This is a genomic window from Gordonia sp. OPL2, assembly GCF_003797825.1.
GTDB lineage: Bacteria > Actinomycetota > Actinomycetes > Mycobacteriales > Mycobacteriaceae > Gordonia.
On record NZ_RKME01000001.1, the window covers coordinates 579,782 to 595,591 of the forward strand.

At 69.3% G+C, this 15,810-nt stretch carries 11 protein-coding genes; 2 read left to right on the forward strand and 9 right to left on the reverse strand.

From position 1 onward, the window contains the following. Positions 1–14: 14 nt before the first annotated feature. Genes recD through EEB19_RS02590 form a run of 4 tightly spaced genes read right to left on the reverse strand, consistent with a single transcriptional unit; the run spans position 15 to position 9,162 of the window. Entirely contained in the window at positions 15–1,901 is a 1,887-nt protein-coding gene (gene recD, locus EEB19_RS02575) for an exodeoxyribonuclease V subunit alpha (RefSeq protein ID WP_187582843.1), read from the reverse strand. Next, complete coding sequence (locus EEB19_RS02580; protein ID WP_187582845.1) at positions 1,898–5,293, reverse strand: UvrD-helicase domain-containing protein; 3,396 nt, start codon at positions 5,291–5,293, stop codon at positions 1,898–1,900. Before EEB19_RS02580 ends, recD begins: the two co-directional genes overlap by 4 nt. After that, positions 5,290–8,709: an exodeoxyribonuclease V subunit gamma gene (gene recC, locus EEB19_RS02585; RefSeq protein WP_187582847.1), complete on the reverse strand. Its 3,420-nt coding sequence runs from the start codon at positions 8,707–8,709 to the stop codon at positions 5,290–5,292. The genes EEB19_RS02580 and recC overlap by 4 nt, the downstream gene beginning before the upstream one ends. A gap of 21 nt (positions 8,710–8,730) precedes the next feature. Then, positions 8,731–9,162: a thioesterase family protein gene (locus EEB19_RS02590; RefSeq protein WP_262365379.1), complete on the reverse strand. Its 432-nt coding sequence runs from the start codon at positions 9,160–9,162 to the stop codon at positions 8,731–8,733. Between the two features lie 114 nt (positions 9,163–9,276). Here EEB19_RS02590 and EEB19_RS02595 point away from each other — a divergent pair, with 114 nt between their 5' ends. Both EEB19_RS02595 and EEB19_RS02600 read left to right on the forward strand, forming a co-directional pair. Beyond that, positions 9,277–9,918, forward strand: coding sequence for a GNAT family N-acetyltransferase (locus EEB19_RS02595; RefSeq protein ID WP_187582849.1), 642 nt, complete (start codon positions 9,277–9,279; stop codon positions 9,916–9,918). A 131-nt stretch (positions 9,919–10,049) separates the two neighbouring features. Next, on the forward strand, positions 10,050–11,510 hold the full coding sequence (locus tag EEB19_RS02600; RefSeq protein ID WP_187582851.1) for an NAD(P)/FAD-dependent oxidoreductase: 1,461 nt from the start codon (positions 10,050–10,052) through the stop codon (positions 11,508–11,510). A gap of 22 nt (positions 11,511–11,532) precedes the next feature. Here the strand turns inward: EEB19_RS02600 and EEB19_RS02605 are convergent, their stop codons facing one another. The 5 genes from EEB19_RS02605 to EEB19_RS02625 all read right to left on the reverse strand — a co-directional run bounded on the left by EEB19_RS02605 (position 11,533) and on the right by EEB19_RS02625 (position 15,794). Further along, entirely contained in the window at positions 11,533–12,246 is a 714-nt protein-coding gene (locus EEB19_RS02605; protein ID WP_187582853.1) for an urease accessory protein UreD, read from the reverse strand. Positions 12,247–12,251: 5 nt separating this feature from the next. Then, positions 12,252–12,938 carry an urease accessory protein UreG gene (gene ureG, locus EEB19_RS02610; RefSeq protein WP_187582855.1) on the reverse strand — a complete coding sequence of 229 codons (687 nt, stop codon included), beginning with the start codon at positions 12,936–12,938 and terminating at the stop codon, positions 12,252–12,254. A 120-nt stretch (positions 12,939–13,058) separates the two neighbouring features. Then, the gene (locus EEB19_RS02615) at positions 13,059–13,715 is read right to left on the reverse strand and encodes an urease accessory protein UreF (RefSeq protein WP_262365380.1); all 657 of its coding nucleotides are present in this window, start codon (positions 13,713–13,715) and stop codon (positions 13,059–13,061) included. A 28-nt stretch (positions 13,716–13,743) separates the two neighbouring features. Further along, entirely contained in the window at positions 13,744–15,465 is a 1,722-nt protein-coding gene (locus tag EEB19_RS02620; RefSeq protein WP_187582857.1) for an urease subunit alpha, read from the reverse strand. Continuing rightward, positions 15,465–15,794: an urease subunit beta gene (locus EEB19_RS02625; RefSeq protein WP_187582859.1), complete on the reverse strand. Its 330-nt coding sequence runs from the start codon at positions 15,792–15,794 to the stop codon at positions 15,465–15,467. Before EEB19_RS02625 ends, EEB19_RS02620 begins: the two co-directional genes overlap by 1 nt. Positions 15,795–15,810 lie beyond the last annotated feature (16 nt).

Consider the following 15,810-nt stretch of genomic DNA (forward strand, 5'->3'; position numbering starts at 1 on the left):
GGGGCCTGGCGACCTTAGGTGGCGCCGGGGTCGGCGACCCGGATCGGTGACCGCAGCCCGCTGGCGCGCTGCACTCGTCGGGTCACCGCAGCGGCCAGCACCTCGGGCGAGCCGATGATGCGGACATGTCGGCGGGCGCGGGTGATGGCGGTGTACAACAGTTCTCGGGTGAGCAGTTCGGAGCCTTCCGGCGGCAGCACGACCGTGACACCGTCGAACTGGCTGCCCTGGCTGCGGTGGATGGTCATCGCGTACAACGAGACGACGTCGGCGAGTTGGGTCGGATGGATGCGGCGGATGTCCTCACCGCGACGGAATACGACCTCGGCCGACGTCTCGTCGCCGATGACGACGCCCGAATCCCCGTTGAAGATGCCGTTCTGGCGGTCGTTGGCGGTCACCATCAGTGGCCGGCCGGGGTGCAGGAGCGTGGAATCGGCATCGAGATGATGGTGGCCGGGCATCGCGGCGAGCCATTCGACGACCCGTCGCGACCAGCCCTGCACTCCCCAACCGCCCTCCCGATGGGCGCACAGCACCCGGTGACGATCGAGCGCGTCGAGTGCGGCCGTGGCCTCGGAGTCGCGCGCCGCGACGTCGAGTGCGAGACCCCAGGCCTCCACATCGGCGCGGACACCGTCGAGATCGTCGACGGCCTCGAGGATCACGTCGGTCACCGCCGGGTCGGTGACCATCGCGACGACGGCGTCGGCATCCCCGGCGTTGATGGCCGCCGCGACCGTGGCGATTCCCCCTCCGAACCGGTGGCCGCGACGCAGCGTCACCACCCCGTGGTCCACCCGATCGCGGTCCGGGAGCCGTGCCATCACCGACGGCTCGATGATCCCGTCGACGACCGGGGTCGGGGGCTCGGCGATCTCCCGTTCGACGAGATCGGCCAGTACGGCCCCGGCCTCGACCGAGGCCAATTGGTGTGGATCGCCGACGAGGATGACGCGGGCATCGGCGCGGACGGCGTCCAGGAGTTTGCTCATCGCGGTCATCGACAACATGGACGTCTCGTCGACGACGACCACGTCGTAGGGCAGCTTGTTGCCGCGGTTGTGCCGCGGCGCCGAACCGGGCCGCCAGCCCAGCAGCGAGTGCACGGTGACCGCCCGCACCGACGACGGCGCGGCGGGATCCGACGACACCGCCGCCTGCAGTTGCGCCGCCGCGCGTCCGGTCGGGGCACACAGCCCGATGCGCGCACCGCCACCGGCCAGTCGATCGAGCACGGCCAGGATCCGCGCGACCGTGTACGTCTTGCCGGTGCCCGGCCCACCCGCGACGACCAGCGTCCAGCTGACCGCCGCCATCTGTGCAGCGACCCGCTGCAGGTCGAGCTCGTCCGGCTCGGACGGTCCGAACACGTCCGCGACCGCCGCCCTCACCGCGGTCGGATCGACGTCCGGGCGACGCAGGCCACGTGCGGCGAGGACCGATCGGATCAGCTCCTCCTGCCGGAAGTACTTGCGCAGGTACAGCAGTGGACCGTCGGCGGAGTCGGCGAGGACCAGTGGACGCAAGGGGCCGGTGGTGGCGCCGCGCACGAGGACGCTGTCGGCCAGCGCGACCCGCAACTCCTCCGGGGTGGGGATCGCGGGGGCGAGATCCTCGCCGACGAGTTCGGGCACCCGCGACAGGGCCAGGCATGTCGAACCGAACCGGACCGCGCGGACGGCGAGTGCGGCGCCGACACGAGCGGTCTCGTCGACGACCTCGCCGGACAGGCGGGCCAGCCGTTCGGTGACGTGCACGTCGGCTGCGTCGAGCAATCCGAGCTCGTTGAGTGTCCTCAGCAGCCCCCCGCCGTCGGCCACGGCGCGAGCGTCATGGGCGTCCCTGTGCGGGATCCCCGGTGTGGTCGCCGCGGCCGAATCCTGCCCCGTCGTCGTCATGCTCGCCCCTCCGCCAGCAGTTCTGACAGTTCCTCGACGAGCGCGGGCGGGACCGCCCAGTCGAAAACCCCGCATCCGTCCGGTGTCTCCGGCCCGATCATCCCGCGCACGAAGTGATACTGGACCGGACCGAGATGGTCGGCGGGCCGGTAACCGGGCAGGCGCCACCGCAGATACCGATGCAGCGCCACCGAATACAGCAGCGCCTGCAGTGGATAGTTGGCCGTGATCATCTCGGCCGCCATCGCGGCACGGTCGAAGTCCTCGGCGACGAGCCGGCCGGGACGGAGCCTGTTGGTCTTGTAGTCGACGATGACGAATCTGCCGTCCGCGGTCCGCAGCACCGAGTCGATGCTCCCGGTCAGGTATCCGCGGAATCGTTGTGCCGGGAGGTCGCGCAGGCGAGCACTGTAGGGCCGCAGCGGGTCGTCGGCGCCGAGATGACGGTCCATCAGATCGGCGACCGCCGTCATGGTGACCCACCGATCGGGCGCGCTGCCGGCCGGTTCCTGCTCGGCGAGGGGAAACTCGAAATCCAGTTCCGCGAGACGGTCTCGCGGTCCGATCTGCCAGAGATCGCCGAGGCCGATCGGTGTCGTCAGCACTCCGACCAGTGCGGCGGTGAGCCGGTCGACGTCGACATCGAGGAGGCGACGTCCGACCGCTTCGAGGCACAGTTCGCGGACGTGGTCGGTGATGTCGGGCGCCGAGGTGTCCACGTACTCGAGTACCTCGTGCACCAGTGTGCCGAACGCCGCCCCGAACGGCATGTCGTTCATCAGGGACGGCGTCCCCGTGGACTCCGAGGATTCGAGATCGTCGTCGAGATCGGCGACCTGCTCGTCGGTGACGAGATCGTCGTCGGCTTCACTCCCGGATTCGAGGATCACCGGATGCCCGTGCCCTGCGGCCGCGACGATCGCCGAATACGATGTGCGCCGCCAACTCTGGTCGACTGTGCGGTCGAAATGCGAGGTCGACAGTCCCGCCGCGGGAGTTCGAGCCGCCGGCGGCGCGATCCGCTGATCCTCGTCGCGTCCGGCGACCTCGACGCGGATCGATCCGTCACGCTGCCCCCAGCCCAAGAGCACGTCCGCACAGGTGTCGTCGTCGGGGACGTCGAAGGACTCGGGTATCTCCGCAGAACCCGGCCGCCGACCGAACAACAGCCTGTGCAGCGCCGAGTTCTTGGTGAAATAGGCAGGCGCCCACCACAACACGACCTGCGACTGAGCACGGGTCAGTGCGACGTAGAGCAGGCGCAGCTCCTCCCCTGCCGACTCGGTCTCGTGACGGCGCCAGCGCGACCGATACCCCGGCGCCTCCTTGCCGCCGACGTCGAGGATGCGTTCGCCCTGATCGTCGTGGAATGTGAAGGTGGCACGGTTCGAGTTCCTCGTGCCGTCCCAGGCGAACGGGATGTACACGATCGGGAACTGCAGACCCTTGCTGCGATGGACCGTCATGATCTGCACGGCCTCCGTGTCGCGATCGAGCCGTCGCGTCTGATCCTGATGGCGCTGCCAGCGGGTCGTGTCCGCGATACGCTCGGCCAGCCATTCGCCGACCCCGGTGAGGCCGCAGTCGGTCTCCATCACCTCGATGTTGCACAGCGACGCCACCTGCACCAGGTCGGTCATCGCCCGTTCTCCGTCCCGGGTGGCCAGGACCCGCTCGGCCACCGCGGCGTTGCTCATCAGGCGCTGCGACATCGCGGCGAAACCACCTTCGTCGAAGACCCGCCCCAGGGATTGCAGGGTCGTGGCCAGCCGCGCGATGTCGTTGCCGTCGTCGTCGGCGAGTCGCTCGGCAGACCATCCGATCAGTGGACTCATCGCCGCGGATCGGACGAGATCGGTGCGTGCGGGTTGTTCGATCGCCCGGATCACCGACAGCCACTGCCGCGCCGCCGCGGTGTGGAAGACGCTGGTGCCCGAGCCGATCACGGCTGCGACGCCATGCTCCTGCAGATGTTGTTGCAGCGGTTCGATCGTCTTGTTCAGGGTGACCAGCACGGCGATGTCACCGGGCTCGACCGGACGCGCGACACCGTCGACCTCGATGGTGGTGCCCGAGGCGAGTAGGCCGGCGATGTCGGCGGCGACGTCGGCGATGACCCGGTCGCGCACCACGCCGACGGCGGCGAAGCCGCTGGCGCCCGTCACCGGGAAGGCGCGTCGGGGAAAGGCGCGCAGCCGCACCGGCGGCATCGCGTGGATGCGGCTGCCCGGCCGGGCCGCGGTCACGTCGTGCACGACGATCTTCCGATGCCCCAACTCGGCACCACCGTGGAGTCGGCCGAGCGCGTCCACGAGCGCGCCGTCGGATCGGCGGTTGACATCGAGCGCCCGCAACGCATCCGCCGACCCGACGGCCTGCAGGTAGCTGAGCACCTCGGCGCCGCGGAACCCGTAGATCGACTGTTTCGGATCCCCGACGAGGACGAGTGTCCGATGCCCGTGGAAGCAGCGGCGCACGATCTCCCACTGCTGGGGGTCGGTGTCCTGGAACTCGTCGATGAGCACCGCGTCGAAGAATCCCCGGATTCGTTCGCAGGCAGCCGGTCCGACGACGGGGTCGGTGACGATGCGGTAGAGGATCATCTGCAGGTCGTCGTAGGTCCGGACTCGGGACAGACGTTTGCGCTCCTCGACGATCGCGCGTATCCGGGCGGCGAAACGCACACGTCGCCCGGCGATCGTCGCGTCGGGCCCCGATGCGCCCGCGAGATCGTCCGCGGCCGGAGCCATTCCGGCAGCGGGCTGACGGACGGCATCGCGCGCGATCGTCGTGGCGTCCGACAGCGAGATCTCCGGTGCGTCTGCGCCGGCATAGCCACGTAGATAGAGGTCGAGCGCGGCCTCGTCGACGAGATCGTCGACGTCCTCGACGATCTCGTACACGAGCTCCCGTTCACCGAGGAAGCCGAGCGCATCGAGCATGCGATTGCAGAACGTGTGCGTCGTCGCGATCGTCGACGCGTCGAAGTCGGACAACGCGCGCACCAACCGTTCCCGGCGCAGGCCGACCTGCGCCGCCCCGCCGGCGGCGAGATGGCGGACCAGATCGTCCTCCGACTCGCCGGCGACATCCGGGTCCGACAGCGCCGCAACCAGTTCCGCGACACGATCACGCATCCGCTCGCGCAGTTCAGCGGTCGCCGCCCGACTGAAGGTGACCAGCAGCAGTTTGTCGATCGGCACCCCGTCGGCGATGAACCGGGCTCCGAGTCCGACGATCGCGTAGGTCTTGCCGGTGCCGGCGCTCGCCTCGAGCACGGTCGTGCCCGACGGCAGCGGCGCGGTGATGTCGAAGGGCTGCGGGGCGCCGGTCTCGTGCAGGCCGGCCTTGGACACGGCACGGTCCGGTGCTGCGTTGCCGGATGGGGTCATGACGGTGTCTCGTGATCCATGAGCGGCTCCCAGATCAGTCGGGCGAGCCGGGTGAACAGCGGGTCCTCCGCCTCGCCCGGCAGTGTCGTCGACGCCCAGGTCCCGTCGTCGGGGACGGTCTCGGCGAGCAGCGCATCGAACTCCACCGGTGACGTCACGTCACCGGTGTGCGCGAGACGCAGATAGCGGTCCGTGCCCGCGCCGAAGTCCCCCTCGAAGGACTTGCGCGCAGCGGGTAGCGCGCGATCGACACGCCCGGTCCGGAGACGGTGATCGGCGAACTCGGCGGCCGGGTCCAGCGGCAGCGGCAGTGCGCGGGTGAGCCCGACATCGCGTATCGCGACCAGATTCGTGAGGATCTGCAGTGGATCGTCGGGCACGGCGAACAGCGACCGTGCGACCCCACCGCCGCGGCGCGGTCGGCGGGCCACCACCGCAGCGGCCCCCACCGGTGCGGCACCGCCCGCCTGTGCGGCGGCGGCCACCGCGATGAGCCGAATCCAGGCGACCAGACGCTGTTTCGCACGCAGCTTGGAATAGGTGGCCGTCACGATGGTGGAAGAGAAGATGTCGGAGACCGTGCCGGACAGGCGCCGGCCGTCGGGCAGTGGCACCACCACGTCCGCGGTCGACGGACTGCCGGAGCGCGCCGCCGCCGCGGCGGCGAAGACCGCGTCGACGTCGACCGAGATGTCCTGGAGTTCACGGGTTCCGAACGCGAACGGCGGCAGGGTGCCACGCCGCAGCTCGGCGGCCTGGCAGGCGGCCAGGTCGCTGCCCGACAGCATTCTCGACAGGAACCGATCACCGATGCCCCATTTGTCCAGTGCAGCCAGGTGCACGTCGAGTTGATCGGCGTGAGGCCGTTCCTCGGCCGGCACCCGGGCACCGAGGCGCTGACGGATGAAGCCCTCGATCGGGTTGGTGAGGAAGGAGATCAATGACTCGAGATCGATGTCCTCCGGCTCCGCCCGCGGGAGCCGGATGTCGGCGATCCGCGGGGTGTCGGAGTCGGCGGTGCCGACCACACGCGCTCCCGCGAGGAGCGCGTCGTCGAAGCTGAACGGTCCGTCCACACCGGGGAGGACACCGGGACGGAAGTTGCGTTCGTCGAAGGCGTGCAGTGTGTGCTGACGGAGGCACGACGACGGGTCGGCTCCGTCGGAGCCGGTGAGCGTGTGCACCGCATCGATCAGCTCACTGACCACGACGGCCGGCGGGATTCGTCGTCCCGACACCGGATCCGCGCCGGTGTAGAACACCAAGAGGTTCTCCTGGGTGGCGCAGATCGCGTCGAGGAACAGCTGTCGGTCCTCGTCGCGCGGGTTGCGCTCCCCGATGAGCGGTGACCGGCCGAGGACATCGTCGCCGTCGGTGCGCGTCGCCCGCGGGAAGGCGTCGGCGTCGACTCCGAGCAGGACGATGACGCGGTGTGGCACCGACCGCATGGGGACCATCGAACACACCGTGAGTTCGCCGGTGCGGAAGTTGGCGCGGGTCGGAGTGGCGGCGACGAGTCCGGCGATCAGGTCCCGGATGTCACCGAGTCGCAGTGTGAGGGGCGGTTCGTCGTGCGCACCGTGATCGTCGAAGACCGCTGCGATCGACCGGACCGCCTGCGCACGTTGCCACTCGTCGTCCGGGCCGGTTTGGGTGAGCGAGTCGGCGATGCCCACCAACACCTCGACCCAGGTGGCGGCCGGATGGGCACCACTCAGGGCGTCGAGGGCTCCCGACAGGCGCGCGACGAACTCGGCGAAGCGACCGGCGAGGTCGATCTCGGTGCTCTCGACCCCGGCCAGCGGCAGCGCGGTGTCGAGCCACTCGCCGTCTGCCTCCTCGGCGACAGCGCCGAGCAGGATGCGGTCGAGTCCGGCGTCGAAGGTGCCCTGACCGAATCCGGAGAGACCGAAGCGCGCCCGCTGGGTGTCGTCGATCGCCCAACGGATGTTGCTGCCCACCAACCATTCCCGGATCATGTCGATGTCGTCGTCGGTCAGGTCGAACCGCTCGGAGACCGGGGCGCGCAACAGCAGGTCGAGGACCGCGCCCGCCGAGACACGGCCGGCCGCGAGTTCCACGACGGCGGCGACGACGTCGAGCACCGCGTTGGTGTGCCGCAGACCGCGGTCCGCGAGTCGTACGCGGAGTTCGAACGCGGGGTGTCCCAGTCCGGGCTGGCCGAACGCCCCCCGGATCAGCGGCGCGAAGGTCTCCACATCCGGACACATGATGAGCACGTCGCGTGGCTGCAGCGTCGGGTCGGCGGCGAACAGATGCAGCAGGCGGTCCCGGAGGACCTCGACCTGTCGCTCGGGCCCGTGACACGAGTGCACCTCGACCGACGGGTCCGCGGGCATCCCGCCCGCGACGACGGCGTCGTCGCGGATACCTGCCTGCAGCTGCGCCAGCACGGAGGGCATGGTCGCCGACGACGACGGATGATGCACGACACGGTCGGCCTCCGGCGCCACGCGCCGCTGCAGTTCCTGCACGTCGCGGGAGAGCCCGGCGAGCAGTGGGTGCTCGAGGGCGGGCGGTCGATGGGCCGATCGGCGGCGCCCACCGGGCTCGGCCGCCGACATGGTCTCGATCGCGGTCCACAGCGCCGGGCTCGGGTGCGGTACGAACAGATGCACGTCCCGATGCACCGCGAGCGCGCCGAGCACCTGCAGGAGCGACTCGGTGATCCGGGTCGGCCCGAACACCGACAACCGGTCGGGCAGGTCGGCGGCCGTCGGGGACTCCCGCAGCATGGCGCAGGCACGCGCGAGTGACTCCGCCGGATGCGGTTCACCGATGAGCTCACGCACCGCGCGCCACACATCGGGTTGCCACGCCAGATCGGCGGCGACCGCCTGGCCCTCGCCGTCGGTGTCGTCGCCGTTCGCCCAGTCGCGCAGCATCATCGGACGCGCTCGCGCGTAGGTGTCGAACAGACCGGCGATCTGTCGCGCGGTCGCGTAACGACGTCCACGCCGGTGGTCGCCGTCGGAGGTGTCGGTCCCGGCGCCGACGTGACGGGCCAGAACGGCCAGGCGCGGGTCGTCGATCATCTGGTCGAGAACCTGTAGGACGGCCCAGGTCATCGCGGCGGGTCGCCATCGATCGCCGGCCGTCGGCCGACCGTGCACTCGCGAGGCGACGCGTCCGGTCTCGAACGCCATCGCATCGGCCAGGACCCGATCGGTGAGCACTGCCGGCGAGTCGAAGTCCAGATTGGCCGCGATCCCGTCATGTCCCCTGTCGGTGGCACCCAATCGGGTGGCGAGTCGCTGTTGCAGCCACCGTTCGACTCCCGGCGCCGGCACCGCCACGACCTCTGGTGTCATCGGGTCGGCCGGCGGGACGATCAGCAGATCGGCGAGCGCATCGGCGAGGGTGTCCGTGCGTTCGGCGCGGTGCAGGTGGAACATGGCGCGTCGCAGGCCGATCCGTCAGGCCCGCACCGGTATGCCGGAGCCCTCGACGACGTGCACGCCCAAGGCCTCTCGTACCCGGTCCGGCAGGGGCGTCGGGCGGCCGGTCCCCGGATCGACCGACACCATCGTGGTCTCCGCCACCGCACAGGTGACCCCGGCGGGATCGATCAGGGTCAGCGACAACGTGAACGAGCTGTTCCCGATCCTGCTCACGCAAGACCGCACGGTCACCGGGTCGAGCGAGTACTCGAGCACGGCGGTGAAGACGATGTCCTGCCTCGCCACGAGTACCGAGAAGCCCTCCGGACGGTCCGGCAACCACGCCGCGAACGACCGGACACGGCTCTCCTCGAAGATCCGGGCGAACTGCACATTGTTGATGTGGTTGTTGATGTCCATGTCGCCGAAGCGCAGCTGGATGGGGACATCGAGATGTTGGTCGGCCACGTTCGCAAACCCTAGTGCGTGGTACCGACGGGGCAACACGCGCGCCGATGCAGCCGAGCCGGGGCGGACGGGACCGTACACTCACCCGCAGGGAAGTCAGGCGAGGGGGAGATCGTGATCCTGGACACCGTGCGGTTGCGGCTGCGTCCGGTCGCACTGTCGGATGTCGACGCCATGGTCGACCTCGACAGCGACCCGGCGGTGATGCGGTACGTCAGCGGCGGCGTCGCAACACCGCGCGAGGTCATCGAGGAGTGGGTCGTGCCCCGCGCCCAGGCCGAGCAGCGCGCGCACCGGAGCGGGATGTGGACAGCGCAGGACCGCTATTCCTCGGCCTTTCGCGGATGGTTCGCCCTGCGCACGCCCCGCCACAGCAACCGTTCCGAACTCGAGTTGAGTTATCGACTCCGACGCGACTCCTGGGGGCATGGGCTGGCCACCGAGGCCGCGCACGCCCTGTTGACGATGTCCTTCAGCGAAATCGGCGTCGAACGTGTCTTCGCGAGCACGATGGCGGTCAACACCGCCTCGCGGCGGGTGATGGAGAAGATCGGCATGCGACTGTCGGCGATCCACATGAGCGACGACGAACTGCTCTCGTCCGCAGGTGGCGGTGAGGTCGAGTACGAGCTTCTCCGCAATCACTGGGAGACGACGACCATGCGCTGGTCAGAGGGTACGGCACAGCCCTGGTCGCCGACGGCACCGGCGAGTTGGGCGCCCCGTCATCGTCGCGTTCCCGGCCTGACCGCCTGAGAAGGATCGGACATCACCGACTCCGCGCCACGCGCGTGGGGTCCTCGTCGCGACCCGGAGCACGAGATTGACTACCGTTAGGGAGAGCGCGGCAGCAGCCCGACCTCTCAGCGACAGGAGATGTTCTCACCATGAGCAGCCCCACTCCGACGGCGCGTCCGCACGTCGTCATCGTCGGGTCCGGATTCGGCGGACTCTTCGCGGCACAGCGCCTCGCCAAGTCCGACGTCGACGTGACCCTCATCGCGAAGACCACCCATCACCTGTTCCAGCCGATGCTGTACCAGGTGGCGACCGGCATCATCGCCGAGGGCGAGATCGCCCCCGCGACACGTGTGGTCCTGCGCAAGCAGAAGAACACGAAGGTGCTGCTCGGAGATGTGTTCGCGATCGACCTCGAGGGCAAGACGGTCACCTCACGGCTCCTCGAACGTGTCACGGTCACGCCGTATGACAGCCTGATCATCGCGGCGGGCGCCGACCAGTCCTACTTCGGCAACGACCATTTCGCCGAGTACGCGCCCGGCATGAAGACCATCGACCACGCGCTCGAACTCCGTGGCCGCATCCTCGGAGCGTTCGAACAGGCCGAGCTCTCCGACGACCCGGAGGAACGCGCCAAGCTGCTCACCTTCGTCGTCGTCGGCGCCGGTCCGACCGGCGTCGAGCTGGCCGGTCAGATCGCCGAGATGAGCGACAAGACCCTCAAGGGAACCTTCCGCAACATCGATCCGACCGAGGCACGGGTCATCCTCCTCGACGCCGCACCGGCGGTACTGCCGCCGTTCGGCGAGAAGCTCGGCAAGAAGGCCGCCGATCGGCTCGAGAAGCTGGGCGTCGAGATCCAGCTCAACGCGATGGTCGTCGATCTGGACTACGATGGCCTCGTCGTCAAGGACAAGGACGGCAGCACCCGCCGGATCGAGTCGCAGTGCAAGGTGTGGTCGGCCGGTGTGCAGGCCAGCCCGCTCGGCAAGCAGCTCGCCGAACAGTCGGGAGTCGAACTCGACCGTGCCGGTCGCGTCAAGGTCCTGCCCGACCTGTCGATCCCCGGGAACCCGTATGTCTTCGTCGTCGGCGACATGATGGCGGTCGACGGCGTCCCCGGCGTGGCACAGGGCGCCATCCAGGGCGGGCGTTACGCCGCGGACGCGATCAAGGCCGGACTCGACGGTCAGACGCAGGAACAACGAAAGCCGTTCAGCTACTACGACAAGGGATCGATGGCCACCGTGTCGCGGTTCAGTGCCGTGATGCAGGTGCCGATTCCCGGTACCAAGAAGAAGTTCGAGACCGAGGGGTACTTCGCCTGGCTCGGATGGCTCGCGCTGCACCTCATCTACATCGTCGGCTTCCGCAATCGCCTCAACACCCTGGTGAACTGGTTCTTCGCGTTCAGTACCCGCGGTCGTACGCAGCTCGCGGTCACGGAGCAGCAGGTCTATGCGCGGACCGCCCTCGGTGCGCTCTCCGCGCTGGAGGGCAAGCCCGAGGAAGAGGCCGAGGCGGAGGCCGCCGGGGCGATCCCGTCGACCAAGGCCGCGGGAACCGAAGCGGTTCCGTCGTCGAAGGCCGAGGCCGAGGCCGGCTGAGCCCGCGGCACGCGCCCGGCCGTCAGACCGCGGTCGGGGCGAGGTCCAGTTCGTCACACAGGACACGCGCCGCCTGCGCCGACGACGCGAGTCCGGTGGTGAGCGTGGCGCCGAGGACACCTGCCGGCCGCGGGAGTTCCAGACGGGCGGCATACGCGTGCGGTGAGACGTCCCCGGCGCGTTCGTCCGGGTAGCGCACGACACTGCTCACCGCGCGATGACCGGTCCCGTCGGGACCGCCGAGGGCGAGTTGATGTCGCAAGACCGGCATCTCACCGACGTCCAGGCGTAGTGATCCACGCCAGCGTGCCCGTGCCGCGTGGTCCGGCGTCTCCTCGCGACGACCGAGCTGGGCATGCTCGGCGACGATGACCGTCGATGTCGTCGCGGCGACGATGTCGGTCACCGTGCGGTGATCGGCGCCGGCGGCCACGACCGTCGGCTGCGGATCGAGGAACAGCCGCGCGCCCTCGGCGACCTCGATCGTCCACGACATCGTCGAGTCGATCCGGTGCCGGGCGGGCAGAGCGAGGGTCGCCGCGACGGTCTCCACGTGCAGGCTCGCGCCGGACTCGACGAACACCCGCACGTCGATCGTATCTCCGCCGAGCGGGGTGGCCGCGGTGCTGATGAGGTGGACGGTGTCGATCCCCGTCTGCCGCACGGCGAGTCCGCCCGACGCGGTCACCCGCGGCGAGCGGCCCGCCCGGGCGACGATCGCGATCTCGGTGTGCACCGTCCTCAGCCGGCGACCGCGACCTCGGCCAGCTGTCGACGCACCCAGGCGAGCACGTCGGTCGCGGTCGAATCGTCGTTGAGGGAGATCATCGCCGTCGGGCGGCCCTCGCGGACACGCTCGGCATCGGTCCGCATGATCTCGAGGTCAGCATGGACCTGCTCGGCCAGGTCCGTCTTGTTGATCACCAACAGGTCCGAATAGGTCACGCCCGGACCGCCCTTGCGCGGGACCTTGTCTCCGCCGGCGACGTCGATCACGAAGATCTGCACGTCGATGAGACCTGTCGAGAACGTCGCCGTGAGGTTGTCCCCGCCGGATTCGACGAGGATGAGATCCAGCGGCGGGTTCCCGGCCACCAGGTCGTCGATCGCGTCGAGGTTCGCGGTGATGTCGTCACGGATCGCGGTGTGCGGGCATCCTCCGGTCTGCACCGCGGTGATGCGCTCGTCGGGCAGGACGGCATGCCGACGGAGGAAGTCGGCGTCCTCGGTGGTGTAGATGTCGTTCGTCAACACGGCCACCGACAGTTCGTCACGCAGTTGTCGGCACAAGGCGGCGACGAGTGCGGTCTTGCCGGAACCGACGGGCCCGCCGATACCGATGCGCAGGGCCTCACCCGGCTCGCGTCGTCGGCGCGGGCGACCGTGGTCGTGGCCGTGGGGTTGTCCGTCGATCAGGTGCGGGGGCATGCGATGAGTCCTCTCGGGTGGGCGACAGTGTGTCCGCGCTGGGTGGGTGTGGGCGTGTGTCTCGGGTTCACCGGCCGGACAACAGGTGTCACGGGGCAGCCATGGACGGCACGTGGTCGGTCAGGACATGAACAGGGGCATCTCTCGTCGTTCGTGTCGCTCGGCGAACACGTCGAACGCGGGATCCGACAGGTCGGCGAGTTCCACCGCGGCAGCGGCGGCGACCCGTTCGCACTCGGCGCCCAGATCGGCGATGACCACTGCGACGTCGGCCGGGTCGAGGGCCAGGAGCCGCTGGCCCGCAGTCGCCGCGCCGCTCATCGTCGTGTACGCGAGGATGAGTGCGGTGTGGAAGCCGGACAACCGGCAGACCCGACCCACGGCGCCCGTGATCACCGGTTGGTGCGTCCGGGGGACGTGGTCGTCCCAGACCTCCTCCGGCCATAGTCGTCGTGCGAGGCGCACCATGCCCCTCCCCTGCGCCACCGACGCCCGGCGCGCTGCCGCCGACGGTGTGCGTGCGTCGGTCTCATACTGCGCGGCAGGCACATCCAGGGTGCCGTCGGCGACGGCCGCGGCGATCGAGGCAGCGACGAGGCCCGTGGTGAGCACCCGGCGCCGGAGGAAGACCGACAGGGAGTCGGCGTCCACGATGACGCGGTCGGCCACCGCCTGCTCGACTCCTCCGGAGTGGACGTGTCCGCCGACCGGCAGACGCGAGTCGGCCAGTGTCAGCATCATCGCGAGCTGCGATCGGGAATCGGTGGGGGAATCCATGTGGGTCTCCGGTGTCGGCGTGGCGTCCTCAGAAGAGGAAGTACCGTTGCGCCATCGGTAGTTCGGAGACGGGCTCGCTGTCCCAGACCTCACCATCGACCCGCACGGTGAAGGTGTCGGGTTCGACGGTGATCTCCGGGGTGGCGGAGTTGTTGATCATGTCGGCCTTGCCGATCCCGCGGGTGTTGCGCACCGCGACGAGACGACGATCGAGTCCGAGCGTCTCCTCGAGGCCTGCGTCGAGTCCGCCCTGCGCGACGAAGCTGATCGACGTCGCTGCCGCGGTCTTCGGGGCGGCGCCGAACATCGGGCGCGGCAGCACAGGCTGCGGCGTGGGAATGCTGGCGTTCGCATCGCCCATCGCAGCCCACGCGATGGCACCGCCCTTGATCACCAGATCCGGCCGGACCCCGAAGAACGCCGGATCCCACAGGACGAGGTCGGCGAGTTTGCCGGTCTCGATCGATCCGATCTCGTGATCGAAGCCGTGCGCGATCGCCGGGCAGATCGTGTACTTCGCGATGTACCGGCGTGCGCGCGTGTTGTCGGCGGCACCGTCGCCCGGCAGCGCTCCACGTTTGACCTTGAGCACGTGCGCCGTCTGCCACGTCCGCAGCACCACCTCACCGATGCGGCCCATCGCCTGTGCGTCCGAACCGATCATCGAGATCGCACCCAGATCGTGGAGCAGGTCCTCGGCGGCGATCGTCGAGGGGCGGATGCGGCTCTCCGCGAACGCCAGGTCCTCGGGCACGGTCGGATTCAGATGGTGACAGACCATGAGCATGTCGAGATGCTCGTCGAGGGTGTTGACCGTGTGCGGCCTGGTCGGGTTGGTCGAACTCGGCAGCACGTTGGGATGCGAGGCGACGGTCATGATGTCGGGTGCGTGGCCGCCGCCGGCGCCCTCGGTGTGGTACGCGTGGATACTCCGGCCCGCGATGGCCCCGATCGTCTGTTCGACGAACCCGGCCTCGTTGAGGGTGTCGGAGTGCAGCGCCACCTGCACACCGGTCTCGTCGGCGACGCGCAGGCACGCGTCGATCGCTGCGGGTGTGCTCCCCCAGTCCTCATGCAGTTTGAATCCTGAAGCGCCCGCGAGGATCTGCTCATGCATCGCCTGGGCCGAGACGGTGTTCCCCTTGCCCAGCAGGGCGATGTTCATCGGCCAGTGGTCGGTGGCCGCCAGAATCGAGCGCAGGTGCCAGGCGCCCGGGGTCACGGTCGTCGCCTTGCTGCCCTCGGCCGGTCCGGTTCCGCCGCCGATGAGGGTGGTGATGCCGTTCCCGAGGGCTTCGTCCATGATCTGTGGACAGATGAAGTGGACGTGGCAGTCGATCCCGCCCGCGGTGAGGATCTTTCCGTTGCCCGCGATGATCTCGGTCGACGGCCCGATCACCAGGTCGGGATGCACCCCGTCCATGGTGTCCGGGTTGCCCGCCTTGCCCATGGCGGTGATCCGACCGTCACCGATACCTATGTCCGCCTTGATGATCCCCCAGTGATCGAGGATGACCACACCGGTGATCACGGTGTCCGGCGCCCCGTCCGCCCGGGTCGCCCGACTCTGCCCCATCGATTCCCGGATCACCTTGCCGCCGCCGAACACCGCCTCGTCGCCGGCCAGTCCCGGTCCACCACAGCGATCCTCGGTGACCTCGATCAGCAGATCGGTGTCCGCCAACCGGATCCGGTCACCGACCGTCGGCCCGAACAGTTGCGCGTATCTGTCGCGTCCCAGCGTCGCCATCAGTCGAGCCGTCCCGGTGCGTCGAGAGAGATCCCGTGGACCTCCCGCGTTCCACCCAACGGCACCAGCGAGACGGTCATCTCGATGCCCGGCTCGAACCGGACGGCGGTTCCCGCCGGGATGTCGAGACGGCGTCCACGCGCGGCCGACCTGTCGAAGTCCAACGCGGCGTTGGACTGCGGGAAATGAACGTGACTGCCCACCTGGACCGGCCGGTCACCGGCGTTGACCACGACGAGCGTGATCACGTCTGCGCCGTCGTTGAGCTCGATGGTTCCCGCGGCGGGGATGATCTCGCCGGGCACGACCGGCGGCTGCGTTCTCGACATCGGTGGGCCTCCGTCG

What these genes read in the sequence shown, in the direction of transcription:
- EEB19_RS02580 (WP_187582845.1), bottom strand. Translation starts at nt 5,293, where the DNA reads ATGACCCCATCCGGCAACGCAGCACCGGACCGTGCCGTGTCCAAGGCC.
- recD (WP_187582843.1), bottom strand. Translation starts at nt 1,901, where the DNA reads ATGACGACGACGGGGCAGGATTCGGCCGCGGCGACCACACCGGGGATC.
- EEB19_RS02620 (WP_187582857.1), bottom strand. Translation starts at nt 15,465, where the DNA reads ATGGCGACGCTGGGACGCGACAGATACGCGCAACTGTTCGGGCCGACG.
- ureG (WP_187582855.1), bottom strand. Translation starts at nt 12,938, where the DNA reads ATGCCCCCGCACCTGATCGACGGACAACCCCACGGCCACGACCACGGT.
- recC (WP_187582847.1), bottom strand. Translation starts at nt 8,709, where the DNA reads ATGTTCCACCTGCACCGCGCCGAACGCACGGACACCCTCGCCGATGCG.
- EEB19_RS02600 (WP_187582851.1), top strand. Translation starts at nt 10,050, where the DNA reads ATGAGCAGCCCCACTCCGACGGCGCGTCCGCACGTCGTCATCGTCGGG.
- EEB19_RS02625 (WP_187582859.1), bottom strand. Translation starts at nt 15,794, where the DNA reads ATGTCGAGAACGCAGCCGCCGGTCGTGCCCGGCGAGATCATCCCCGCC.
- EEB19_RS02615 (WP_262365380.1), bottom strand. Translation starts at nt 13,715, where the DNA reads ATGGATTCCCCCACCGATTCCCGATCGCAGCTCGCGATGATGCTGACA.